Source organism: Bacillus sp. UNC41MFS5, from assembly GCF_000686805.1.
The window spans coordinates 904244-928686 of the sequence record NZ_KK366017.1; the positions used below are offsets into that span (position 1 = coordinate 904244).

A 24443-nucleotide genomic window follows, 5' to 3' on the forward strand; every position below is an offset into this window, starting at 1 on the left:
TCATTGGTTGATTTATTTAAGTGTAAATTATATATATAATAAATTCAAGGAAATCTTAATTTTCTAAAAAATAAAAGGAGGAAAGGAAAAGGATGACTTTGAATTTGAATGAGATCTTGAAGAACAGTGCAGCAAGATTTCCAAATCGCATCGCCTATACATTTCTGAATCAAGGTAAAACATTTGCAGAACTTGATAAATTGGTAGATTATGCTTCTATCAGTTTACATGATGCAGGCATCAGAAAAGGGGATAGAGTCGCTTTAATGCTTGGTAATTGTCCTGAGTTTGTAATTACTTACTTTGGAATCCTACGGGCAGGTGCAGTGGTTGTTCCGATTAATCCTGTCTACACTTCAGCTGAAATTGCGTATATTCTCTCTAATAGCCAAGCAAAGGCAGTAATTGCTCATTCCTCTTTAGAACCAACAATATCTTCAGTGAAAGAGAAACTGGAACATCTGAAGATAGTTATCTACACAGAATCAATTGAGACTGAATGGTCTTGGGAGCGTCTTATTCAAGAATCAAAAGAAGTTTTTGAAAGCCCTTCCATTGATGAAGGTGATTTGGCCGTCATTCTTTATACCTCTGGCACGACTGGAAAGCCAAAAGGTGCCATGCTATCGCATCGAAATATGGCATCCAATACTGCTTCTATGGCCCAGCTTGCTGAGTTCACGGAAGAAGATCGAATCATTGCCGTTCTTCCCATGTTCCATGTGTTTAGTATTGCGACTTGCATCAACATTCCGATTGCTTCCGGGGCAGCCATTGTCATTGTTCCAAAATTTAGCCCAACCGATGTGATCAATACGATTAGAAGAGAGAAGGCGACGATTTTTGCCGGAGTTCCGACCATGTTTAGCTTTTTGTTACAGGTGCCAGGTGCAGCGGCAGAAGACTTTTCATCGATACGGGCTTGTTTTTCAGGAGGTGCTTCGATTCCAGTTGAATTATTACATAGATTCGAAGAGAAGTTTCAGGTTCCGGTTTTAGAGGGGTACGGCCTTTCTGAAACGGCACCCGTAACAGCCTTCAATCCGTTGCGAGGAACACGGAAACCAGGATCTGTAGGCGTAGATATACCGGAAGTGAAGACTATAGTGGTGGATCCGAATGGAATGGAGGTTTCAAGAGGCGAAATCGGTGAATTAATTGTAAAAGGTCCGAATGTGATGATGGGATATTTAGGATTGCCGGAAGCTACTTCTTCCGCTTTGAAAGACGGATGGTTTTTCACCGGTGATTTGGCCCGAATGGATGAGGAAGGATACATTTATATCGTTGATCGTAAGAAAGATATGATCCTCGTTGGCGGATATAATGTCTATCCGAGAGAAGTCGAAGAGGTATTATATCAACACCCGGCCATTGTGGAAACAGCCGTGATCGGAATGCCGGATAAAGAATACGGAGAAATCGTAAAGGCTTTCGTGGTCACCAACGATGAAAGTATCACGATGGATGACATCCTGTATTTCTGCCAAGACAAGCTTGCCAAGTACAAGCTGCCAAAACAAGTGGAATTTATGAAGGAATTACCAAAGAACAGTACAGGTAAAATTTTGAGAAGAGCTTTGCGTGTTGAACAAGTGGAAGTTAATTAGTTTGATAGAGAACTTTTTATAAAATAATGATCGGTCTTTAGATAATAAGGAGGAATTGCTATGAAAGCAGCTGTGCACACATTGGAATTTCCACTCTTTATAAACGGGGAATGGAAAGCAGCGATAAGCGGAGAAACGTTTGAGGTAGTAAACCCTGCAACGGGTGAAGTGGCTGCAAAGGTGGCGAAAGCCGGGAAAGAAGATGTGGAAGAGGCAGTTTCATCCGCTCGTACAGCTTTTGATTCGGGAGTATGGTCTAAAAAATCTCCACAAGAACGCGCGAACGTACTTATCCAATTTGGAAACAAGATTATTGAGCATGCGGAAGAATTGGGGTACTTAGAATCTATTAGTTCAGGAGCAACCGTTCGCCGTATTTCTAATATGGACATCCTATCAATCGTTGATCTCTTACAGCAAACGGCAAAGTTCACTGTAGAGTATCCGTATGTGGAAGCCCTTCCTACTTTACCATTTCCTGGACCAAGCAATAACCAGGTATGGCGGGAACCGATTGGTGTTGTAGCGGCAATTACCGCTTGGAATTTTCCAATGATTCTGGCAATGTGGAAATTGGCTCCTGCCTTGGCAATGGGGAACTCAATTGTAGTCAAACCAGCTTCCAATACGCCATTGTCTACCTTGAAATTAGCGGAATTGGCTGCTGAAGCAGGAATTCCAGCAGGTGTCTTCAATGTTGTATCTGGTCCAGGCGCAAGCATTGGAGAAGTTCTTGTAACCCATCCAAGTGTAGACAAAGTAGCTTTTACCGGTTCTACAGAAGTCGGGAGCCGAATTATGCAGATGGCAGCAGGAACGGTAAAACGCGTCACTCTTGAGTTAGGCGGGAAATCACCAGCCATCGTGTTGCCGGATGCGGACATGAGTATCACCATTCCAGGCATTTTATTCGGATTCTTATCACACTCTGGGCAAGTTTGTGAATCAGGCACTCGTGTTCTTGTACATGATTCCATTTATGAGCAAGTCATTGAACAATTATCTGAACTTGCCAAATCTATTACAATTGGAAACCCATTAGATATCGCAACCGGTATGGGTCCGCTGGTATCAAAGCAGCAATTGGAAACCGTCCTTTCTTATATTGAATCCGGTATTCAAGAAGGGGCTCGATTGGTGTGCGGCGGAAAGCGTAGGATCGTAGAAGGATTTGAAGATGGCTATTATGTTGAACCTACCATTTTTGCCGATGTTCATAATGACATGAAGATTGCGAGAGAAGAAATTTTTGGTCCTGTTCTCTCCGTCATTCGTTACTCCACGGTTGAGGAGGCAATTGAAATAGCGAACGATACCATTTATGGACTAGCAGGCGGCGTGTGGTCTAAGGATGTAAATAAAGCCATGCAAATAGCCCGTGAATTAAAGGCAGGAACGATATGGATTAATGATTGGCATATGCTCCGAAGTGATGCCCCATTTGGCGGATACAAGCAAAGTGGTTTTGGCCGGGAATTAGGACGCCATGCGTTAGACGAATATTCTCAAGTCAAGCATGTCCACTGCTCGCTCGTGCCCGAAGTCAGCCAAAGACCTTGGTATCAAATTTTATTGGGATAATTTAAAAATACAAATCTAATAAAGCAGGTGATTCTATGTCGACATCATTTTTTCAATTTTCTGTACGAACGGTTGTTAATAGCGGAGCGGGATCAAGAACATTACTTCCTGAGATGATTAAAGGGCTTGGCGGTAAACGAGCAGTACTCTACACGGATAAAGGGTTAACCCAGGCTGGAATAACAGAGCAAATTAAAGAGTTATTTGCTCTTATGCCGGGTACGCCGGAGCTCGTTGGGGTGTTTGATGAAATCGAACAGGATGCAAAAGGAGGTATTATTAATCGCGGAGCTCGTTTCTTTAAAGAGTGCAACGGTGATTCCCTAATTGCTCTTGGCGGTGGCAGTGTCTTAGATACAGTAAAAGGAATTAAGTGGATGCTCCATAAAGGTCTGGATGATATTCGTGATTCCCTGCTTACCGGAAATGTGATGGAATGGTGGCCGGAGGCTCAATATATTTCGATTCCGCATGTAGCCATTGCGACAACAGCGGGAACTGGAGCGGAAGTATCACCTGTAGCCGTTATCCTAAATGAAAATCTCGGAATAAAATCAAACCTTCTTCATCCGTTTATCAATGCGGATATGGCGATTTTGGATCCGGATTTAACAGTAGGGCTTCCTCCTAAAATTACTGCATTTACAGGATTTGATGCCTTAACGCATGCAGTGGAAGCTTATTTTTCACCGAAGGCCAATCCGATGACAGATGCCTATGCCCTGCAATCGATTCGTATGATTGTTGATCATTTACAGACTGCGGTTCACAAAGGGGACGATCTTTCAGCAAGAGCGAATATGCTGATGGCAAGTTCGATGGCGATTTCTGCTTTCTGTTTATGTCTGAATGCCGTTCCAATTCACAATATGGCACACGCGATTGGGGCAAAATTCAATATCCCGCACGGTTTGGCTAATGCTGTGCTTTTGCCAAATGTAATGGAATCTTTGCCTGCGTACTATTTGCCGCGAGTCACTGGATTTGCCCAAGCATTAGGTATCGCGAAACCATCAGAACAACCGGAAAAATGTTTAGAGGAAGTTATTCAATTTATAAGAGATTTCCGCAAAGCGGTGAATTTACCAGACACTTTTGCTGAATTTGAATGTAACGAAGACAAGCTTCACCTTTTGGTGCCGGCTGTACATCATGACCCTGCAGGAGTTTTCTTCAAGATCCCAGCCCCTATTATCACCAAAGTGATAAATGAAGTGTTCGAGCTAAAAGCAATAGAGGCTTAACACGACCATTGGCAATCTTGTCATACGGAAAACACTTGAAAACCTCCTGTTGATGTATGGTCGCCAGACTTGACATTAGTGCCGGGAAGTCAAAAGTGTTTTCCTTTTTTTGTTAATTAAAAAACAACAATCCTTGGAGGTTTGTATGAAAAGCAAAGTAGTAAATCCAACTAAGTCCGCCACTTCTTTTACAAAAAAGGCAAATTTAGCAGTATATAAATCACTAAATTTCAATGATCTACAGGATTTCGAGGATGCGAACCGCGGTTTTATTGCCCCTTTGGAATCGACCATCCTTAAAGATTATTCTGGGGAAGTCGTTTGGGACATCGATAAGTTAGATTTTCTTATCGACGCTGCTCCAGAAACAGTGAATCCAAGCCTATGGAGAAATGCCCAATTACAGGCTATAGCTGGTTTATTTGAAGTGGTAGAAGGAATATATCAAGTGCGTGGGCAATCCATCGCCACCACTTTCTTCTTTGAAGGTAAACAAGGAGTCATTGTTTGTGATGCTTTAGGAAGTACGGAAACAGCTGAAGCCGCCATGGAATTATATTATAAACATCGTCCAAAAAAGCCAGTTTCAGCCATCATTATCAGTCAAAGTCATGCGGACCACTTTGGCGGCATTCAAGCTGTTCTAAAATATGCGGAAAATCCGGCCATTCCTATTATCGTTCCTCAACATTTTACAAAAGAAGCAATAAGTGAAAATGTGCTTTTGGGTACCATTATGGCGCGTCGGGCCGAGTATCAGTTTGGTAAAAACATTCCAGACGGCAGGGAAGGCTCGGTATCGATTGGTATAGGTAATACGATGAGTTCCGGTACCATGAGTTTTGCACTGCCTACGGTTGAAATAGAGAACGAAATCCAAACGATGGAAATCGATGGGGTAACCTTTCAATTCTTGTTAACCCCTAACACGGAAGCACCTGCTGAAATGCATTTTTATATACGAGATTACAAAGCATTATTTGTATCAGAGAACGCGAATCAGTTGATGCATCAAATTTATACGGTTAGAGGGGCAAAAACTCGTGATGCCCTGCATTGGGCCAATTCACTCGATAAAACCATTGATTTGTTTGAAAATGAAGAGATTGATGCGTTGCTCATGATTCATGCATGGCCTGTTTGGGGCAAAGATCGTGCTTTAGGACATTTGAAACTGCAGCGTGATTTGTATAAATATATGCATGACCAGACCATACGCTTAGCCAACCATGGGTATACCATGGAGGAAATAGCTGAAACGATCAAACTTCCAAAATCATTAGATACGTATTGGGGGAATCGCGGGTATTACGGTACGTTAAAGCATAATGCAAAGGGGATTTATAATTATTATTTAGGTTATTATAGTGCACATCCTTCAGATTTAGATCCATTACCACAAGTAGAAGCAGGTCTTAAATATGTAGAATACATGGGCGGAGCGACCGCTATTTTGGAAAAAGCAAAAGCTGATTTTGATAATGGGGAATACCGCTGGGTAGCTCAAGTATTAAAAAATGTCGTAATGGCTGACCCGGAAAATTCGGAAGCCAAAAATTTATTGGCAGATGTCTACGAACAATTGGGTTACCAAGCCGAATCAGCCAATTGGCGTAATATTTATCTTGTTGGTGCTGCCGAACTAAGGAATGGAATCACTAAAGATCCTGCCCCATTAGATGTTTCAGGAATTATCAACCATATGCCGATAGAGGATTTCTTAAAGCTAATCGCTGTTAAACTAAACGGAACGAAGGCAGAAGGTAAAAAAATAACGTTGAATGTAGCTCTATCAGATATTAACCAAAACTTTGCTATTTATTTAGAAAACTCCGTTTTGGTTTATAAGGCTGGAAAATTAGACGCTAATCCAGATGTTTCCTTAACTCTGGAACGATTAACATTCTTTGGAGTTGGACTTGGCATGGTTTCACCAGAACAAGCAGCAGCAGCAGGTAAATTAAACATTTCTGGTGATCAAACAAAATTGAATGACTTTTTATCACTTTTAGATCAATTTGACCGATTATCCAATATCGTAACACCTTAATTAACAATAAGCACCTGCTTAAATTTATCCGCTTTAAAGGTGGAAATGCAGGTGTTTTCCTTCTTAGGTATAAAAGTTAATGCCATTATAAATTAAGAAATATTTGACGAGAGGCAGGAGTACGAATGAAAGGTTGGACAAAATGGGTTATTTTACTTGCACTTTTTATTTTGTCTATTGTTAATTTTGCCGATAAATCCATTACAGGTTTAGCCGGAATTCATATTATGAAGGATTTGAATCTAACTTTCTCTCAATTTGGAATGGTTGGAAGCAGTTTTTTTTGGTTGTTCCCATTAGCTGGAATATTAGGGGCTTCTTTATCAGATCGTTATGGAACGGAAAAATTATTGGTTGTTATGGCGATTATTTGGACCATTGCGCAATCAATGGTGATGTTTGTTTCTGGCCTTCCGATGCTTTTGTTTAGCAGGGTATTACTAGGTATTGGAGAAGGTCCTTTTCAAGCAACGGCAACCAGTCATATTAGTAAATGGTTTAAACCGGAATCACGTGGATTAGCCATGTCCATCTTAAATTTTGGCAATGTTGTGGGCATAGCGGTTACAGCTCCAATAGTGGTTTTTCTAATGTCAAATTTTGGATGGACACAAACGTTTTTTATTTCTGGCATTATTAGCTTTGTCTGGTTAATTTGCTGGCTTTGGCTCGGAAGACTGAAACCAGATGTTTTGTTTGAAGAAGAGGAAAGGAAACAGGAAACCAAACTTGAGACAAATGGGAAAGACAAGTGGAAAGCGTTGCGATCTCCTATTTTTATTTTTACATCCTTAGCTGCATGTATCGGCTTTTCTTATATTGTCTTTGGACTTACCTTTAATCCCGCCTATCTAATGAAAGTTAAGGGATTCACTGAACAACAGTCTGGAAAAATCATTGCTATATCTGGATTAATTGGCGCGATACTTGCATTAGTAGTGGCAATCATTTCAGATCGTATTTACAAAAAAACTCTAAATTTATGGAAGTCGAGAATTCTTTTTTCTGCAAGTGGTCTAATCCTAGCAGGCATTATCTATGCTTTATATCCCCTTGTTAATGGTAAGGGTTCAATCATCATTATCCTTTCTAGCGTGTATACATTAGTGGCAACAGCTGGAAATCTAAATCCCGCAGTAATTATTAGTTTATATCCTGAACGGAGAGGTCTTATGACAGGAACTTATTATGCAATCATGACATCATCAGGTATATTTGCTCCCATTATCTTTGGAAAGCTCATTCAATCTTCAGGTGAAAATCCAGCAGTGGGTTTTAGCTTATCCATTTATGGAATCTCTGTTGCTATGGTGTTTACAGCAATGTGCATGTTCCTTTTCGCAAAGCCAAAACAAAGAATTGCAACAAATAGTGATAAAAGAACTGTGAACCTCTAATGAAATTTTGATTTGCGATTATTTAACTGGACTCATTCATAGCCTAGGTTTCAATCTAAATCAATTGTTTAAAAGGATGTGTTAAAATGGCAGCCAAAAAAGATAATCTAAAAGAATCATTGAAAGAATATATAACGTCAAAGGAAAAACAAGGAGTTGATGAAACGGTAGAAACTGTACAGGAACCATTAATAGAGGAAAAATCGGATGAAGAAATCACGGTCGATGAAGAAAATGAAGCATCGCTTTCTAGCCTGGACCTCCTCTGGAGATATTCATATCAGGTATTGGATGAATGGGCAAAGTGTGGTGATCATCGCGACGAAGTCTTCTTAAAACAGGTGAGACGATTCTCTGGGAATCAGGGATATAAAAAAACAATAGCAGAGCAATTGACGAAGGAGGTTACTGAGTGGGAAAAGAATGCACGAGATGAATTTTTAATGTCCACCACCACCTTGCACCATTTCTTTCCGGTTCGATCTTATGAGGAAATAAATGTACAATTTGATCAGATTCAAAAGACAGTATTGTCTCTTTTAAGTACTCCTTGTCAAGCCATTGCGAACAGTCAAGCCACAGAGAAATATGTAGAATTGATAGAGCAATATATTGAGTTTAGGAAAAAAGGAAGAATGCAATATATCAACATTGTTAAACAAGCTGGGAATCCACTCTATGAATTTCAAAAAGGATTTGTCAATCAGTTTACAACTCAATTCAAAGAACTGATTTTCCCACTTAATAAATATTTGGAAAAAACAGAAGAACCTTCTAAGTCTTAATTTAAGGAGAGCAACAGCATGTCAAATGAAAAAATCTATGATCCTTTTGTTGGATTAAACCAATTGAGTGAAATGTGGGACAAACAATTAACTGGCCTTTTATATAACTTAACAGACAACAAAGAATTTGTTCACACAGCAAGTCTCGGAATCAACACTTATTCATTTTACCTAGAGCGACTTAGAAAGAACCAAGAGGTTTTTGCTTCTCTTATGAATATCCCGACAAAGAAAGATGTAGCCAATGCCGCAAAGCTATCTATTCAGACAGAAGAAAAAATTGATATTTTAGAAGAACAAATTTGGAAATTACAAGATAGTGTTAGCTCCATTACGAAAGAAAATGGAGGAATGTTCGAAGAGATAGTAAATATTGTCATGCAAATGAAGAATGAATTTCGACAGATGTCCCAAGCGTTGGTGGAAACGCAAAAAATGAATTCTGACCTTCAGGAATTGCGTAAAGAAGTAGAGAGAGGTCTTATCGAAATTCGGCGTGAGAAGCAGAAAAAAGAACCAGAAAAAAAGCAGAATAAAGAACTGGTGCTCACCGGTATTAATAAATAACATTAAAGAGAGCAGTGATCATAATGAACGCATTAGGAACAAACCTTTTTCCGAGCTTTAACTTAGAAAAAGAAATGAAACGGTGGAATCATCTCAATAATATTATGACCGGTCCAAAGCCAGATATCGTGCCTACACCGAGACAGGCTGTCTGGAAGAAAAATAAAGCTACTTTATGGTATCATCCTGCCAAAGAAAAAAGACATACCATTCCGGTATTTCTAGTCTACTCCCTGTTAAATAAGGTGTACATTCTTGACATCGGTGAAGGAAGCAGCGTTGTAGGCGGGCTTACCGAGCGCGGCTATGATGTCTACCTATTGGACTGGGGGTCCCCTGGGCTTGAAGATTCTGATATCACACTGGATCAATATATCATCGATTATTTGGAGAACGCCCTAAAACGAGCGTTAAGACATTCAGGTGCAAAGGAAATATCACTTGCCGGTTATTGCCTGGGTGGAACGATTGCAGCCATTCTGGCTTCCATAACCGATCTGCCGATTAAGAATTTATCACTTGCAGCCGTTCCAATCGATTTTAGTATCGGTGTCCTTCCTGATAAAATCCTAGAAGGACTACAAAATGGGCAGTTAAGTGTTGACCGTTTTGCCGATGCACATGAGACCATTCCATCAGAATTTCTGTATTTGATGTTTAGGATGCTATCGCCAAGTGAGATTAGTCCAAAAGTTAATCTTTTCAGCCGGGCACATGATGAAAAATATGTAGAAAAGTGGCGCCGGATGGATAAGTGGACGAAGGACGCTGCTTCGTTTGCCGGTGCTGCATTCAAACAGATGTTTAATGATCTCTATAAAGATAACAAACTCTTAAAGGGAGAATTGGTGATTGGCGGTAGAAAGGTGGATTTAAAGAATATAAACTGCCCGCTTTTTGTTTTTTCCTGCTCACGTGACACACTTATATTAGAGAAGCAAAGCCTTCCGGTGATGAACCTTGTTTCAAGTAAGGATAAAACGTATGAGGTGTATGAAGGTGGACATGTTTCACTTGTCTTGACCGGGGTGTTCGCAAAAATTTGGGATAAGTGGCTATTGGCTCGATCACAGGAAATTCGGGAATAATGAGATTAATAAAGTTTTTGAAGGGGATTTAATCATTAATGAAAGCCTTTTATAGAATAGAAGAGTCACCAGGAGAAAGTGTAAAGTATGCACAGCAGCATTTAGCAAATGAAAGAACGTATCTTGCATGGATACGTACGGCTATATCGATAACAGGAGTAGGTTTCTTAACGACTTCCTTACATTTTACAACTAAAATCAGTTCCAATCCCTTTATTAATACCCTAGTCATCATTCTCGGAATCTTTGCTTGTGTTATCGGTGTTATTACTAGTGCGTTGTCGACGATACAATACACAAGGAAAAGAAAGGAAATTGCAGACGGAGTCTTCACACCATCAAACCAATCCATTATCTTTGTTTCTAGTTTATTTTCATTATTAGTGTTCATGATTTTTATGTATCTCTCGCTTTTATTATTCAATTAAAGGCAAATGCATGATAAAACTTAAATGAGCAATGGGACGGTCTCTCGTAGGTGGGTTCGATTCCCACGCAAACAGAACCCAATTATATCAAGGGTTTAAGCTGTTTGTTGTAGGTATTTTGTCAACCGTTTAAACTGTGATTTACGAAGAAAAAGTCACCAGTGTTTTTTCTGAAAATTACTAAGTACTCGTGCGACTGATTGAAGGTGCACTAGTGTGTGTCAAATCCACCAAATCTTGAATGAAGGGTGGAATTTTTTTTGTAAACGGTAAGGAAAATTCAGCGGGTAGTAGAAATCTAATACCTCTATAGTATTTGATATCGTAGTATTACACCAGAGAGGGTTTCCAGCCTTCTTTTTTTTGCAAAAATTAAGGCATACAGCATAGAATAAATAGACTTTTCAGAAATTATATAGAAAGGACATCTAATATTATGGATATCAAATCAGTCTTAGTGCCGGTTACAATTATACAAAGGATGTATATCGATGGAAGATGGGTTGTAGGTGATGCTGATGAGAAAAGAGAAAGCATCAATCCTGCAAATGGTGAAGTTATAGGGATTGTTACGGAAGGTTCAACGCAAGATGCAAAAAAAGCTATCGCAGCTGCACGCAGAGCATTTTATGACGATGGCTGGATGAACAGCAAAGCAAGAGATCGTGCGGATCGTTTGCTCCAAATATCAAATAAGCTGGAGGAAAGAAAAGAAGAGTTCGCATACTTAGAGACACTTAATAATGGGAAAACATTGAGAGAGTCGCTGAATGATGTGGAAGATGCAGTAAATCAATTACGTTATTATGCAGGGTTAGCAACAAAACCTCATGGTCAAACCTATGATGTTCCGGATGATATTCAAGCCATGGTGATTCGTGAACCGATTGGTGTTGTGGGTATTATCGTTCCCTGGAATTATCCATTGGTTATGGCAAATCAAAAAATTGCAGCTGCAATTGCAGCTGGATGTACAGTGATTGTTAAGCCCGCAGAGCAGACACCTCTTTCGGTCATTCGCTTGTTTGAGATAATAGATCAGGTTGGATTCCCGCCAGGTGTTGTTAATTTGGTATTGGGTGCTGGAAGTATGGTTGGGGCAGAATTGGTCAAAAATCCACTTGTAGATAAAATTTCTTTTACCGGGGGTACAGATACAGGGATTAAAATAATGAAATCTGCAGCAGATACTGTTAAAAATATTAGTTTAGAACTGGGCGGAAAATCACCAAATATTGTTTTTGCTGATGCTGATCTAGAAATAGCCATTGATTATGCACTGTTTGCGATTTTCGCGAATCAAGGTCAAGTGTGTTCAGCAGGCTCTCGATTATTGTTGGAAGAGAGCATATATGAAAGATTTGTACCTGAACTAGTAGAACGGGCAAAGATGATTAAAGTGGGACCGGGTTGGGTAGACGGTATGGAGATGGGACCACTCATATCAGAAAATCATATGAATAAAGTGCTAGAGTATGTACAGATTGGCTTGAAAGAAGGCGCTACACTTCTTTGTGGAGGTAAGCGTATCGTTGAGGAAGGATTAACTGATGGTTATTTTGTAGAACCTACAATATTTACAAATACCAGACCTGATATGAGAATTGTTCAGGAAGAAATATTTGGTCCAGTACTAGTCATTCAAACCTTCAAAACAGAAGAGGAAGCGATTCAATTAGCGAATGGTACAGACTTTGGGCTGGCTGCTGCGGTGTTTACCAATGATGGGGCTAAAGCTCATCGTGTGATTCGTCAGATGCGAGCAGGTATCACTTGGATAAACACCTATCATCCAACGTTTAATGAGGCACCATGGGGTGGTTATAAGAAAAGTGGAATTGGCAGAGATTTGGGAACTTATGGGTTCGAAGAATATATAGAAACCAAACAAATTAATGTGAATTTGAAAGTGGAACCATCTGGTTTCTTTCAAGGTAAAAACCAATAAGATACATTTATGGTTGCCTTAATTGAATAAAGTGAGTTGCAAAAAAGATGGTTCTTCCAATAAACATCAATACCCGGAATCTAGGGTCAGTCCCTCGATAAATTAATGTTTTAATGTGGTGGGGGACTGACCCACTGGCCTTAAAAAATGATAATCTCCTACTTCAGGTAATCCTTTTTTAGGGCATTTCCTAGAATATGAGGTCCTCGTTCGAACCCACAGAGTATTGCTGCTCCTTTTTCTGATAATAGATATTATATTAAAATTCCAAACTATTATTATAGGAACCACAATTGCCTGAAAAAATTAAGCGGATGTTTTAGACAAAAAATGTTTTTTCTGCTCAAGATAATTTAACAATCGAAAAAACTGCGGCAGGATCACACAAATAATGAGGATTCGAAGAACCTGTACTGCTACGACAAAGGTCGAGTCTCCATGGAGGACGACAGAAGTTGTTGTCATTTCAGCAATTCCGCCAGGTGCGAATGCAAGAATAGAGGTTATAAGTGAGATATCCGTTATCTTAGCCACTAAAATAGCACAAATAAACATCGAAAAAATGAGACCAACTGTACTAAAGAAGGACACCATGATTGTCCGCTTTAAACCAAAAAACATGCTTTTCTGAAAACGGGAGCCAATACTGGCCGCAATCATAATCTGCGATAAAATAATTACTTCATGTGGCCACCATGAAATGATATCTCTGCCTATAAAGAACGAACCAAGAGATTGGGCAATCGCAACACCTACCATGCTTCCAATCAGCCATGGAGCGGGAAACCGTAAATATTTGATCAATCGATAGCCTGCATAGGCAAATCCAATAAGTGCAAAAGTCCAAAGTAACATCCCGATTTTAAATTCCGGGTCAGTCAGTACAGGTATGGGGACATGATTCGCCGAGTTTCCACTAGCTGAAGCAGATAAAGAAGCAATCAACGGAATCATTAGGATCACTAAAAATACACGCATGGTTTGAATAATGCTGACGACAGCCGTATTCGCCCCTGCCTCTTCTGCAATCCCAGGCATGGCGGATAATCCACCTGGAGCCGTTCCGAAAAAGCTGGTCATCATATCCGTATTACTATATTTCCAGAGTACGAGCCCGGAAAGTAAGGAAAAAATGATAGATAGAAGAAGCATAAGAATTATGGCAAGCCAATTTTCTTTAAACACATGCAAAAAAGTCAAGTTTAATTTCTGTCCCAAATGAATGCCTAAAATAAACTGCCCCATATATAACCAGTATTTTGGCATCCCTTTTTGATTCCCATTACCCCTTAAAACTGATGGCCTCCAAAATGATAGGAAAGCAGCTGCTAGAAATGTGCCGATCATCCATCCAATGGATAGGTCCGTCAATGAAATCAAAAATCCTCCTAAGCTACTTACAGATATAAAACAAACACTACGAAAAAAGGTGTTTTTTCTATTCATGAATAATCCTCCTTGCACTCAAAACATCCAATTAAGATTTCGTAATTTAAATATAGTATAATCAAAGCAATAAATAAAATATGGAATTTATATCGAAAGCCATAATCAAAAATTATTTCTTATGGTATGAGGTGACCCCGATGGATGAAAGAGACTGGATGGTTTTGCAAACTCTTTATCAAGAAAAAAATATAACCAATACAGCTAAAAGCCTGCATATTTCGCAGCCGGCTTTAACCAATCGTTTAAAAACAATGGAAAACTACTTTGGAGTAAAAATCGTTAATCGAAACTGGCGCGGAGTCGAATTTACCCCACAGGGTGAATATCTTGCAAAAAATGCCCATGAAATGTTATTGCGAATACAAAGGATGAAAGAAACAGTCCTTAATATGGAGGAAAAAATATCGGGTACATTAAGGCTGGGTGTTTCAACCTTTTTTACGGATTATAAACTTCCCGGATTATTAAAACTTTTCAAAGATCAGTACCCTGATGTCGAGTTTAAAGTTACAACGGGGCCAAGCAACGAGATTGCCCATTTAATGTACAATCATGATGTACATGTTGGCTTTTTAAAAGGGGAATATGGCTGGAAGGGTCAAAAAAAGCTCCTCTTCGAAGAAAGCATTTGTATCGCTTCAAAAGAAGAAATAGACCGGAACTTACTGCCCGATTTACCTAGAATTGATTACGAAACGGATCCATTATTAAAAGCTGTAATTGATAACTGGTGGGCTGAAAATTACTCACAGCCTCCACTTGTCAGTATTAATGTGGATAAGGCTGATACATGCAAAAAGATGGTGGGTTATGGTTTGGGCTACGCGATTATGCCAAGCATGATTATTGATGACCTTGTTCATATCAATAAAATTAAAATTAATAATAAGGAGGGAGAAAAAATTATCCGAAAGACGTGGATGTTTTACCATGAAGAATCTTTAGAATTTAAAGTAGTAAAAGCCTTCGTCGAATTTGTTGATGCGATTGACATGCGATCCATTATCTAAAAAAGCCTTACCTATTTTTTTAGAAAAACAACAAGGAGTCATTATTAATATTGCTTCCATTATACTAAGGGACTTGCAATTGAAAGAACGGCAATTGAAAATCTTAAATAGCTAATTAAGAATTAAAAAAACGACAGGCGATTAACCTGTCGTTTTTTTTCTATAACTTAGTTTTTAAGAGTATTTTCCCAATCTGCAGCAAATTTTTCCATCCCTTGATTAGTAAGTGGATGTTTTGAAATTTGCTCAATGACTGAAAACGGAATCGTTGCAATATGTGCTCCTGCCATTGCTACACGAGTAACATGGTCCGGGTGACGAACAGATGCTGCAATAATTTGTGAGTCGAAATTATGAATGCGGAACAGTTCAGCTATTTTTGATACTAATTGTACGCCGTCTTCGGAAATATCGTCTAAGCGTCCTAAAAATGGAGATACATAAGTTGCACCTGCACGAGCTGCTAATAGTGCTTGGTTTACAGTAAAGATAAGTGTGACATTTGTTTTAACGCCTTTATCAGCAAGATAACGGCAAGCCTCTAAACCGTCTAAAGTCATAGGAAGCTTGATTGTAATTTTCTCATCTCCGCCGTTAATTTTAATAAGCTCCTCAGCTTGAGCAATCATTTCGTCAGCTGTAACGGCATCTGGAGTTACTTCAGCGGAAACAGATTCTACCCGTGGAACTGCTTGACAGATTTCTTCAATGCGGTCTTCGAATTTAACGCCTTCCTTAGCAACTAGGGAAGGATTAGTTGTAACACCTGATAAAACACCAACTTTATATGCCTTTTTAATATCAACAAGATTTGCAGTATCAATAAATAATTTCATCGTATATTACCTCCGTTTTAAGATTATAGTAGACTTTTTGTAGTTCGAACAACATTTTCAGTCGTAAATCCAAATAGCTCCATGACTGCAGCGCCTGTTCCTGAAGCACCGAATGTTTCAATAGATAATACTTTCCCTTCTGATCCTACATAGCGTTCCCATCCAAGAGAGATACCCATTTCTAGTGCCACACGCTTCTTAATAGCAGCAGGTAAGACAAGCTCTTTATACTCCTTCGGTTGACGATCGAATAGTTCCCAGCTTGGCATTGCAACAACGCGAACCGATACATTTTCCTTTTCAAGTTCAGCTTTCGCGTTAATGGCTAATGACACTTCCGAACCGGTTGAGATCAAGATAACCTCTGGTTGGTCATTTGTTTGCGTTAAAATGTAAGCTCCTTTAGAAAGGTTTTCTAAATTGGCTTGTGTTTCTTGGAACACTGGCAGGTTTTGACGGCTTAGTACTAGGGCAACAGGACCGTCAGTTTGTTTTAGTGCATAAGCCCAAGCACTTGCCGTTTCGTTTGCATCTGATGGGCGAATGACGGTTAGCCCTGGGATGGCACGAAGAGAAGCTAGCTGCTCAATTGGCTCATGAGTTGGACCATCCTCACCAACCGCAATCGAATCATGAGTAAATACATAAGTGACTGGAAGCTTTTGCAAGGCTGCTAGACGAATGGATGGTCTGAGATAATCATTGAAAACAAAGAATGTGCTTACAAATGGCTTTACCCCGCCATGAAGAGCCAAACCATTGCCAGCCGCCCCCATTGCGTGTTCCCGGACGCCAAAATAGATATTCCGTCCGCTAAATGATTCTACGGCGAATGCTGCGTTTTCCTTTATATCTGTCATTGTGGAGTGAGAAAGATCCGCACTTCCACCAAAAATAGAAGGAACTGATTTGACAAAATGGTTAATGGCTTCCCCGCTGGCTACACGAGTTGAGATTGTTTTTCCTGTTTCAAATGTCAGGATGTCTTCTGCATTAATTAAAACCTCTCCCGTGATGGCTTGTTGCAATTCTTTTGCTAATTCAGGATATGTCTCTTGATAAGACTGGAATAATGCATTCCATTGTTGTTCTTGACCCATTCCTCTTTGTTTTAGCTCTTCAAAATGGGCTTTAACTTCCTCCGGTACAAAGAAATCCTCTTCATAGTGCCAGCCATATACCTGTTTTGTTGCAAGAGCTTCTTCTGCTCCAAGGGGATTTCCATGTGCCTTGTTTGTTCCTGCAACTTTGGGACTTCCATAACCGATAGTAGTTCTAATTTCGATCAAGGTTGGTTGGTTTGTATTTTGTTTAGCTAATGTAATAGCTTTTGAGATTTCTGCTACATCATTGCCATCTTCTACTCGTAAATATTGCCAATGAGCAGATTCTGTTCTTTTTTGAATGTCCTCTGAAAATGAAAGGTTTAATTCACCGTCCAAAGAAATATCATTGGAGTCATATAATGCAATTAATTTTCCTAGTTTCATATGGCCGGCCATAGACATGGCCTCATAAGAGATACCTTCCATTAAATCTCCATCGCCCACTAGAGCATATGTATAATGGTCAATTACAGGGTATCCATCCTGATTGAATTTTCCAGCTAAATGCGCTTCAGCCATCGCCATTCCTACTGCATTTGCAATCCCTTGCCCTAAAGGTCCAGTTGTCGCTTCAACACCGTCTGTGTGACCAAATTCGGGATGACCAGGTGTTTTGCTATTAAGCTTTCTAAAACTTTTTAAATCTTCTAAAGATACATTGTACCCAGCTAAATGAAGCAAACTATATAACAAGCTAGATCCGTGTCCGGCAGAAAGAATAAAACGATCTCGATTAAACCATTTTGCATTTGCAGAATTATGATTTAAATGATGCGCCCAGAGTGCATAGGTCATTGGAGCAGCCCCCATAGGTAGGCCTGGATGACCAGAATTAGCACTATTAATCGCGTCAATTGATAAGGTGCGAATCGTATTTACTGCTAGTGTTTCAATACTATTATTCATCTTTTTTTCCTCCTTTAATTTCGTGTGATTTAAGTTAGTACAAAAAGTGAGTATTAGGTTTCTTGCCTCAAATGATTTCTTGTTTTTGCATTTTAACGTAAGTTTTTTCTTATTCGTGAATATTTTATCTTTATAAACAAGAAAAAACAAGAAGAATTTTGCCGATTTTAAAAAAAAATTTGTGAATTCAAGAAAAAATAATATAATATAAGAAAAAACATGCAAAAACACGGAGGCTGATCATTGTTATGCTAAGAAAAGAACGACAAAGCAAAATTTTACAAATACTTGAAAAGGAAGGGAAAGTCGTTGCTAAAGAATTAAGCATGAAATGGGATGTTTCCGAGGACACAATTAGACGAGATTTAAGGGAAATGGATTCATTAGGTCTTCTCAAAAGAGTACACGGCGGGGCATTTCCTGCATCTGCGAGCGCTTTAACATTTTCTGAAAGAACGGAAGAAAATATAGATGCAAAAAAAGAATTAGCCTTAAAAGCAGTGAAGATTATTAAAGATGGACAAGTTCTTTTAATAGATGGAAGTACAACAAATCTTTTTCTGGCTCAAGAAATTCCAATGGAGTTTAAAGGGACCGTTATTACGAATAGTCCCTCTATTAGTTTGGCATTATCAAAACATCCAAATACAGATATCATCCTTTTGGGTGGAACCTTTTTTAAGGAATCTTATGTAACTGTAGGATTAGATGTAATTGAAGTGCTTAAAAATATTAGAGCCGATCTCTGTTTTTTAGGAGTGTATTCCTTGCACCCTGACTTTGGTATCAGCATCCCTCATATAGAAGAGTCTTATGCTAAACGTCAGATGATTAAAAGTTCAAATAAGATCGCAACCCTGGTTACAAGAAGTAAACTTAATACTATTTCCAATTACTTGGTTGGTCCTGTTTCAGAACTTGATTACTTAATTACGGAAGACGGTCCCTCAAGTCATAATTTAAACAAGTACATGGAATTCGATATTGAAATCATTTGAAAATAGTAGGGAGTAGGGTCGCTATAGCTTTTAGTGAAATAGACAAGGGAAAAAAGAAAAGAAAAAAGAAAAAATAGTATAAAAGAATATACACCCAACAAAGACTATCAAGATAAACTTTTGAAGGGGTTTTTGAACATGATTAGATGGGAAAAATTAAACGAAATAATTGAAAGAATACCAACAATGTCTGATGAAGAATTATTTGCATGGAGTGAAGATTGTTCCAAAGAGTTAGAAAGAAGGAAAATGGTCAAAAAGCAAAAACTCATGAAAGCCAAAAAGGAAAACAGAATTACACGAATAAAATAAGAAGGTGCTGTTTTATGAAATCTGTTTATCAAACTGGAAACGCATTTCGCTTACCATGTACCTTTGAACAAGGTGAAGGACTGCAATTCAATCCCGAGCGTCAACAAAATAAAGTTCATCCCAAACAGACTTTTCTTTAGGTCATGTAAAACGGAACTATGTAAGACCATGGAGACAAAACTGGGGTGTGTCCAAGACCTTCAAATTCTATTATTTGGAGGTTTTTTTGATAAAAGTTGTTTGAAACATGGTGGCTTTTCTTCAACAAAAAAAGTAGAGACGATTACCCTTTAGTAACAAACACCATACAACCAGGAATAGGAGTAGACGAAAGAAATCTTCAAGTACTGATTGTGGAAGGGGCTAAAATTACTAATAGCATAGATAAAGGCATACCACTTTACTTCAAGCTATTTAAGAAACATATGTGCCAATTGAGCACTGTTTATAATTAACGAGAAAAGGGAAATAAACCTATTAAGGAATTATGCAGAAGATGTTGATATCGCCAGCCTTTGATTATAGCTTTAGCCACCACCAATGCACCATCTAGCATGGCGCCTTGGGGAAGAAGAGTGGGCTATTTTGGTACGAATCCCTTTTCCTTTTAAATAAAGAATATGCGGAGGCGAAACACATGAAAGAATTTACAAATTTCCCTAGACTGAGCGAATAGTTACTTGACAGGAAGTTCATTTTTAGTGGATGGTGGAATGGTAAAATCAATTTAGGAAAGAGGTAGGATAAAAATGAACGCCATTCAGAACATCTACTGTGTAGGTAGAAACTATATACTGCATGCACAGGAATTAAACAATGAAGTGCCAACATCTCCGTTTCTTTTTGTCAAGCCAACTCATTCTCTTATATTGGCGGATGGACGTGAAGTGAAGCTGCCAGGCGATCGGGGGGCTTTACATTACGAGGTGGAGCTAGTAATTCATATCAGCAAAGAATATGAAAAGGGAATGAAGGTTGAGGAGCTTGTTGATCGCATAGCTCTAGGCATTGACTTTACTCTTCGCGACGTTCAAAGCGAACTGAAACAGAAGGGTTACCCTTGGTTGCTTTCTAAGGGTTTTCCTAACTCAGGCGTGTTGACGAAGTTCATCGAATTTCCAGGAGTTGAAGAATGCAAAAAAATTGATTTTTCTCTTATGAAAAATGGCGAACAGGTACAACGTGGCAATATCAAAGATATGCTATTTGACTTGAAAACCATTATTGATTTCGTAGCCCTTAATTTTGGATTGGGGAAAGGCGATATTATATTTACTGGGACACCCGCTGGTGTAGGAGCTGTATTAGATGGCGATCGTTTCTCTTTAGTATGGGGACAAGAGGAGCTAGGCAAATTTACAGCTAAATTAGGTTGAGTTAGAGGAATCTTCAATTTGGCAAGTAACGTAGCCGCAAATGGACAAATTGACCATACTTTTACTGCAAATATGGAAAATGAAACATAAATCCAATAATGCAAAAGATTTTAACATAACCAAGAGAGGCGTTAGTTGATGAAAATATCAACAACTATGAATGGTACTGTCAGGATGAGAGTGCCTTCATTATTTATTCTTAATTCATACTTTACAGATAGGAATTGTTGGTTTACAATACAATTAATCTAATAAAAAAATTTAATCAGACCGAATTTAAAGTTGATGTATGCAAGGGAAGATTTTAAAACTGAAGGAGTGTTTATGATGAGAAAAAACGATGAAAAAAAGCGGAGCAAACTTATCAATAAACTAATTTTTTTAAATGTATATAATAAAGAAGATCAACAGCTTTATAAGCTGCCACTATCGAAATTAGAATATGAGTATAGGAGATTTAAATTACAAAACCATCCACATGGTGAGTTTGGCTCAATTCAATGGGTCTAAAATAGATTTGCTTGCATGAAGGCATCGTTAATTGCCTAAGACTGTATGGTGTTTCCGCACCTGCAGTCTTTTTTAATATCCATTCAAGGCATGAAATTAAAATCATGACAAAAGCTTCTACTAAATAAAACGTTAATTTCAACATAATATGGAATATTAAATTATCAAAATCTAAAAAATTATTAACATATTTAGACAAATAGATGAGAAGAATATATACTTATTATTAGGAAAAAGAATGAAAAGAGGAGAAATAATGGATATTAAGCGTCAAAATGTCGATTTTGGTAATTCTATCTTTCAAACCCTTGTGGATGGTTATTATTTTGAGGTTCCTACAAATGTAGTAGAAATAACGAAGGAAAAGGCAGACGGCCACTATCCGTCTACTTTTAATGACCCCCAATTCCTTCTTCAAAATATGCTCATTTCAACTAAGATAGACGGTGTAGAGAAATATTATCTGGTGGGCGATTCAGCGGAAAAACAGGTGTTAGGAAATATTCATATCAACAAGCTTCATGATAAAACAGAATCTGAGATTCCTTACGTGATGTTCCTGGCTTCGGTGGCCTATTACAATGTTTTAAAAGGAAACGGCCAAGAAGATAACAGAGTGAACATTAATTATTTTTCAACTATGCTTCCAATTTGGTTACTTAAGAAAACGAACAAGTTCAGCGATATGCAAAATAAAATGGCCAGCCGATTTGAAGGTGAGCACCAGGTAGCGATTTTGACTCCAGGGTTAGAAAGAGTTATTTCCATTCACGTCGAAACAAGCAAATGCCGGATTGAAAGCGAAGTTGCTCGTTGGGCAATTAAGAAAGATTTTGATTTACAGGATCGTGAGGAAGCCAATTCATTTAAAAACTATGAAACCCTAATTGTAGATTTAGGGGGAGGGACTGTTGATCTTGCCTTGCTCCAAGCAGGACTTCAAGCTCCTAAGAGCAGGGATTCATTGAACTGCTTTGCAGACATTTCGTACTTAAAGCATATCGATAAACTGAGAAGTGAAAAGTTACTTGAGTATTTTGAGGATGTTCGCTCACTAGAAGAATTCATTATTAATAACATTGAAAAAACAAAAATGGAGCAACGGGATGGAAATAGCGGTAAAAAAGTTGATCTTACAGAGCAAATCCATGAGTCTTTAAGGGAGTACACGCAAATTTTATTAACGAAAATTGAAAACACTTTCCCATCTCCTAAAGATAAGGTCTATAAATATGTTTATATAGGTGGAATCGCTGGAATTCTTAAACTCTTCATCGAGGAATCGATTGATACAAGGTATGGTGTCGAAATTAGAGAGCAAAATCATCTATTCCTACCTGATTCAAGAAAGTTAAATTTGTATGGACTAGAAATTCTAAGCAGGCATGAAACAAAAGCTGTTTTCGCATAAGAAGGGGAGAAGAACGTATGAGCAACAAAGATCATCTTCTTGGTGATAAGTCCGCTTTCGGAGTAAACAATAGGGATTCACATCTGGGTGCACAGATGTTTGCACCATTTTACGCTCTCTCAAACTTTTTTTTAACGGCTGCTAATCTCCAAACGGATGTGTTCAGATTAATGAAGATGGAATCAGGTAGTAAAAACGAACATGTTGGGTTGACTTTAAAAACTTCGAAAATCTCTCCAAAGGTGTATTCATTTCTTGAGCAAAAAGCACAAGCAAATGAACTAGAGGATTATATAACGAAGCTTGTTGAGCAGGATATGGATAAATTTGAAAAAGAAGAGACAATAGATACACTTCGTGAAGAGTTTTTAGGTAAGATCAACCTACTTAAACAAGAATTTGCCTCACGTTTCGATGTTGGTCGTATTGGGGTGGGGTCCGTTCAAACAAATGAGTTACGGGATTTTGTAACGAAACTCGGTGAGCAAAAGTTAGATAAGGATCAATTCCAAACGTTGTTAAAATCCCTTCGCAGCGAATTATTAAGTGAGATTAACTTGCTTAAAAGTGAACTTACTGTTCGTCCAGTTGATCCTGCAAATCCAAGTGACACAAAGCCCGCTGTAGAACAAGTTAATGAAGTGAACGATTTGAAAGAAGGGCTATTGCTCGAAAGTGATCGAGTTACAGGGACTATTAAAGAAGTTATAGATATGGATTTTTAAAATATGAAGTAGCGGAACGATGTTCCACTACTTTTTTTGTGGGACGAAATTGTGAAGTAGAGGTCAAATCCACCAAATTCTCATTGAGGGGTGGACTTAGTAAACGGTTCAAACAAACTGAACTAATGATGACCCTTTTTGAGATGTGTGAGGGATTTATGGCCTTCAAACAAACTGAAGGTTTGGCAAAGCCTACAATCTAAGTTGAATATCTTTTTATCCAAGGTTCACTTTAACCTTCGTACCCATTCATTTTGAACCTCGGAAGGGGCATTTTCTAGAACTTTGTTTCAATCAGTCGCACTAAATTTTGAATGTCCTGCTTAGTTGCAGGCTGTGAGTTTGGCTTCAACTTATATCCAATTTGCCCATTCACTTCTAATGACGCCCACTCGACATCGTCTATTGAGGTTATGCCCAACTGGTGTAAACGCATTTTTAGATTTTCTGTTGTAAGACGAGTCTTTTTCATGTTTTCTATATTTAAGATCCCATCTTCAATAATGATAGTTGATTTACCAGTTAATAATAATTCTAATGAATCTAATTTAAATTTAAGTATCTGAAACACAAATACTGTTAGTATAAGTAAAGAAGCAACACCAAAGCTTGTCCAAATACTCTTATTTTCAATAGGGCGACTTAGTAATGGACCAATTGTGCTCATTAAAACAAGTTCAGAGACCGTCAATTTAGAAATAGAGTTTCTTCCAGCTATTCTTAATAAAAGCGTTCCCATGATAATAATTAGCACTGCTTTCCAAACAATATCAAGTTGCATATAATCACCTTCTTTAACTTAATTTTCTCCAAATAACAGAGCAGGGTTAAAGGGCATCGTTGAGGTTGCCCTTTTAATACTCATGATCTTTTTTCGCCTCCAATAAAGCCGCGTACTTAGCCGCCTTTTTGGGGGAAGCAGTGAGTGATTTCTCATAACCTTTCTGGAAGCTTCTTTCGTATGCTTTCACAAATCTTTGCCCGAGTATCCGCTGAGCCGCCTGTATCGTATTCATTTCCGGATGCGCATGAAGAAAGGCGTCGAATTTCTCACTAGAGGAAAAATAGAGGTACACCTGCCGGAGAAGCCCTATTTTCATGAGGGG

The 24443-nt window shown here is 38.6% G+C and carries 22 protein-coding genes; 17 read left to right on the top strand and 5 right to left on the bottom strand.

All coding sequences use genetic code 11. The features are described from left to right. The first annotated feature begins 92 nt into the window (after nucleotides 1–92). From BR30_RS0120820 to BR30_RS0120865, 10 genes are all read left to right on the top strand, one after another. Entirely contained in the window at nucleotides 93–1610 is a 1518-nt protein-coding gene (locus BR30_RS0120820) for a long-chain-fatty-acid--CoA ligase (protein WP_035445768.1), read from the top strand. Nucleotides 1611–1670: 60 nt separating this feature from the next. Then, entirely contained in the window at nucleotides 1671–3191 is a 1521-nt protein-coding gene (locus BR30_RS0120825; protein ID WP_026566681.1) for an aldehyde dehydrogenase family protein, read from the top strand. A gap of 35 nt (nucleotides 3192–3226) precedes the next feature. After that, entirely contained in the window at nucleotides 3227–4435 is a 1209-nt protein-coding gene (locus tag BR30_RS0120830; RefSeq protein ID WP_026566682.1) for an iron-containing alcohol dehydrogenase, read from the top strand. A gap of 145 nt (nucleotides 4436–4580) precedes the next feature. Then, nucleotides 4581–6485, top strand: a complete 1905-nt coding sequence (locus BR30_RS0120835) for an alkyl/aryl-sulfatase (protein WP_026566683.1) — start codon at nucleotides 4581–4583, stop codon at nucleotides 6483–6485. Between the two features lie 125 nt (nucleotides 6486–6610). Then, on the top strand, nucleotides 6611–7882 hold the full coding sequence (locus tag BR30_RS0120840) for an MFS transporter (RefSeq protein ID WP_026566684.1): 1272 nt from the start codon (nucleotides 6611–6613) through the stop codon (nucleotides 7880–7882). 86 nt (nucleotides 7883–7968) lie between these two features. Next, nucleotides 7969–8667 (top strand): hypothetical protein, encoded by a 699-nt coding sequence (locus tag BR30_RS0120845; RefSeq protein WP_026566685.1) that lies wholly within the window; start codon nucleotides 7969–7971, stop codon nucleotides 8665–8667. Nucleotides 8668–8685: 18 nt separating this feature from the next. Further along, nucleotides 8686–9234: a hypothetical protein gene (locus BR30_RS0120850; RefSeq protein ID WP_026566686.1), complete on the top strand. Its 549-nt coding sequence runs from the start codon at nucleotides 8686–8688 to the stop codon at nucleotides 9232–9234. Between the two features lie 23 nt (nucleotides 9235–9257). Then, on the top strand, nucleotides 9258–10322 hold the full coding sequence (locus BR30_RS0120855) for an alpha/beta fold hydrolase (protein WP_051633700.1): 1065 nt from the start codon (nucleotides 9258–9260) through the stop codon (nucleotides 10320–10322). Nucleotides 10323–10360: 38 nt separating this feature from the next. Continuing rightward, nucleotides 10361–10750: a YidH family protein gene (locus tag BR30_RS0120860; protein ID WP_035445770.1), complete on the top strand. Its 390-nt coding sequence runs from the start codon at nucleotides 10361–10363 to the stop codon at nucleotides 10748–10750. 436 nt (nucleotides 10751–11186) lie between these two features. Continuing rightward, on the top strand, nucleotides 11187–12698 hold the full coding sequence (locus BR30_RS0120865; RefSeq protein ID WP_035445771.1) for an aldehyde dehydrogenase family protein: 1512 nt from the start codon (nucleotides 11187–11189) through the stop codon (nucleotides 12696–12698). 306 nt (nucleotides 12699–13004) lie between these two features. Here the strand turns inward: BR30_RS0120865 and BR30_RS0120870 are convergent, their stop codons facing one another. Then, entirely contained in the window at nucleotides 13005–14144 is a 1140-nt protein-coding gene (locus BR30_RS0120870) for an AbrB family transcriptional regulator (protein WP_026566690.1), read from the bottom strand. Between the two features lie 140 nt (nucleotides 14145–14284). On the opposite strand from BR30_RS0120870, the gene BR30_RS0120875 reads away from it, so the two are divergent. Further along, entirely contained in the window at nucleotides 14285–15157 is an 873-nt protein-coding gene (locus tag BR30_RS0120875) for a LysR family transcriptional regulator (RefSeq protein ID WP_026566691.1), read from the top strand. Between the two features lie 167 nt (nucleotides 15158–15324). Here the strand turns inward: BR30_RS0120875 and fsa are convergent, their stop codons facing one another. Both fsa and tkt read right to left on the bottom strand, forming a co-directional pair. After that, complete coding sequence (fsa, locus tag BR30_RS0120880) at nucleotides 15325–15993, bottom strand: fructose-6-phosphate aldolase (RefSeq protein ID WP_026566692.1); 669 nt, start codon at nucleotides 15991–15993, stop codon at nucleotides 15325–15327. A 23-nt stretch (nucleotides 15994–16016) separates the two neighbouring features. Beyond that, a complete protein-coding gene (gene tkt / locus BR30_RS0120885) occupies nucleotides 16017–18005 on the bottom strand; it encodes a transketolase (RefSeq protein WP_026566693.1) in 1989 nt (662 codons plus the stop codon). Between the two features lie 248 nt (nucleotides 18006–18253). Here tkt and BR30_RS0120890 point away from each other — a divergent pair, with 248 nt between their 5' ends. The 6 genes from BR30_RS0120890 to BR30_RS0120925 all read left to right on the top strand — a co-directional run bounded on the left by BR30_RS0120890 (nucleotide 18254) and on the right by BR30_RS0120925 (nucleotide 23337). After that, the gene (locus BR30_RS0120890) at nucleotides 18254–19003 is read left to right on the top strand and encodes a DeoR/GlpR family DNA-binding transcription regulator (RefSeq protein ID WP_026566694.1); all 750 of its coding nucleotides are present in this window, start codon (nucleotides 18254–18256) and stop codon (nucleotides 19001–19003) included. Nucleotides 19004–19141: 138 nt separating this feature from the next. Next, complete coding sequence (locus BR30_RS36880; protein ID WP_155928751.1) at nucleotides 19142–19315, top strand: hypothetical protein; 174 nt, start codon at nucleotides 19142–19144, stop codon at nucleotides 19313–19315. Between the two features lie 749 nt (nucleotides 19316–20064). Continuing rightward, nucleotides 20065–20691: a fumarylacetoacetate hydrolase family protein gene (locus BR30_RS0120910; protein WP_026566696.1), complete on the top strand. Its 627-nt coding sequence runs from the start codon at nucleotides 20065–20067 to the stop codon at nucleotides 20689–20691. A gap of 327 nt (nucleotides 20692–21018) precedes the next feature. Beyond that, nucleotides 21019–21201 carry a Fur-regulated basic protein FbpA gene (locus tag BR30_RS0120915; protein ID WP_035445772.1) on the top strand — a complete coding sequence of 61 codons (183 nt, stop codon included), beginning with the start codon at nucleotides 21019–21021 and terminating at the stop codon, nucleotides 21199–21201. 256 nt (nucleotides 21202–21457) lie between these two features. Then, a complete protein-coding gene (locus BR30_RS0120920) occupies nucleotides 21458–22612 on the top strand; it encodes a ParM/StbA family protein (protein ID WP_026566698.1) in 1155 nt (384 codons plus the stop codon). Between the two features lie 17 nt (nucleotides 22613–22629). Then, nucleotides 22630–23337 carry a hypothetical protein gene (locus tag BR30_RS0120925; protein ID WP_026566699.1) on the top strand — a complete coding sequence of 236 codons (708 nt, stop codon included), beginning with the start codon at nucleotides 22630–22632 and terminating at the stop codon, nucleotides 23335–23337. A 277-nt stretch (nucleotides 23338–23614) separates the two neighbouring features. Here the strand turns inward: BR30_RS0120925 and BR30_RS0120930 are convergent, their stop codons facing one another. Next, nucleotides 23615–24118 carry a DUF421 domain-containing protein gene (locus BR30_RS0120930; RefSeq protein ID WP_026566700.1) on the bottom strand — a complete coding sequence of 168 codons (504 nt, stop codon included), beginning with the start codon at nucleotides 24116–24118 and terminating at the stop codon, nucleotides 23615–23617. 73 nt (nucleotides 24119–24191) lie between these two features. Then, entirely contained in the window at nucleotides 24192–24437 is a 246-nt protein-coding gene (locus BR30_RS0120935; RefSeq protein ID WP_026566701.1) for a hypothetical protein, read from the bottom strand. Between the last annotated feature and the right edge of the window lie 6 nt (nucleotides 24438–24443).

What these genes read in the sequence shown, in the direction of transcription:
- BR30_RS0120850 (WP_026566686.1), top strand. Translation starts at nt 8,686, where the DNA reads ATGTCAAATGAAAAAATCTATGATCCTTTTGTTGGATTAAACCAATTG.
- BR30_RS0120930 (WP_026566700.1), bottom strand. Translation starts at nt 24,118, where the DNA reads ATGCAACTTGATATTGTTTGGAAAGCAGTGCTAATTATTATCATGGGA.
- BR30_RS0120825 (WP_026566681.1), top strand. Translation starts at nt 1,671, where the DNA reads ATGAAAGCAGCTGTGCACACATTGGAATTTCCACTCTTTATAAACGGG.
- BR30_RS0120840 (WP_026566684.1), top strand. Translation starts at nt 6,611, where the DNA reads ATGAAAGGTTGGACAAAATGGGTTATTTTACTTGCACTTTTTATTTTG.
- BR30_RS0120875 (WP_026566691.1), top strand. Translation starts at nt 14,285, where the DNA reads ATGGATGAAAGAGACTGGATGGTTTTGCAAACTCTTTATCAAGAAAAA.
- BR30_RS36880 (WP_155928751.1), top strand. Translation starts at nt 19,142, where the DNA reads ATGATTAGATGGGAAAAATTAAACGAAATAATTGAAAGAATACCAACA.
- BR30_RS0120925 (WP_026566699.1), top strand. Translation starts at nt 22,630, where the DNA reads ATGAGCAACAAAGATCATCTTCTTGGTGATAAGTCCGCTTTCGGAGTA.
- BR30_RS0120855 (WP_051633700.1), top strand. Translation starts at nt 9,258, where the DNA reads ATGAACGCATTAGGAACAAACCTTTTTCCGAGCTTTAACTTAGAAAAA.
- tkt (WP_026566693.1), bottom strand. Translation starts at nt 18,005, where the DNA reads ATGAATAATAGTATTGAAACACTAGCAGTAAATACGATTCGCACCTTA.
- BR30_RS0120890 (WP_026566694.1), top strand. Translation starts at nt 18,254, where the DNA reads ATGCTAAGAAAAGAACGACAAAGCAAAATTTTACAAATACTTGAAAAG.
- BR30_RS0120835 (WP_026566683.1), top strand. Translation starts at nt 4,581, where the DNA reads ATGAAAAGCAAAGTAGTAAATCCAACTAAGTCCGCCACTTCTTTTACA.
- BR30_RS0120820 (WP_035445768.1), top strand. Translation starts at nt 93, where the DNA reads ATGACTTTGAATTTGAATGAGATCTTGAAGAACAGTGCAGCAAGATTT.
- BR30_RS0120935 (WP_026566701.1), bottom strand. Translation starts at nt 24,437, where the DNA reads ATGAAAATAGGGCTTCTCCGGCAGGTGTACCTCTATTTTTCCTCTAGT.
- BR30_RS0120845 (WP_026566685.1), top strand. Translation starts at nt 7,969, where the DNA reads ATGGCAGCCAAAAAAGATAATCTAAAAGAATCATTGAAAGAATATATA.
- BR30_RS0120830 (WP_026566682.1), top strand. Translation starts at nt 3,227, where the DNA reads ATGTCGACATCATTTTTTCAATTTTCTGTACGAACGGTTGTTAATAGC.
- BR30_RS0120920 (WP_026566698.1), top strand. Translation starts at nt 21,458, where the DNA reads ATGGATATTAAGCGTCAAAATGTCGATTTTGGTAATTCTATCTTTCAA.
- BR30_RS0120870 (WP_026566690.1), bottom strand. Translation starts at nt 14,144, where the DNA reads ATGAATAGAAAAAACACCTTTTTTCGTAGTGTTTGTTTTATATCTGTA.
- BR30_RS0120915 (WP_035445772.1), top strand. Translation starts at nt 21,019, where the DNA reads ATGAGAAAAAACGATGAAAAAAAGCGGAGCAAACTTATCAATAAACTA.
- BR30_RS0120860 (WP_035445770.1), top strand. Translation starts at nt 10,361, where the DNA reads ATGAAAGCCTTTTATAGAATAGAAGAGTCACCAGGAGAAAGTGTAAAG.
- fsa (WP_026566692.1), bottom strand. Translation starts at nt 15,993, where the DNA reads ATGAAATTATTTATTGATACTGCAAATCTTGTTGATATTAAAAAGGCA.
- BR30_RS0120865 (WP_035445771.1), top strand. Translation starts at nt 11,187, where the DNA reads ATGGATATCAAATCAGTCTTAGTGCCGGTTACAATTATACAAAGGATG.
- BR30_RS0120910 (WP_026566696.1), top strand. Translation starts at nt 20,065, where the DNA reads ATGAACGCCATTCAGAACATCTACTGTGTAGGTAGAAACTATATACTG.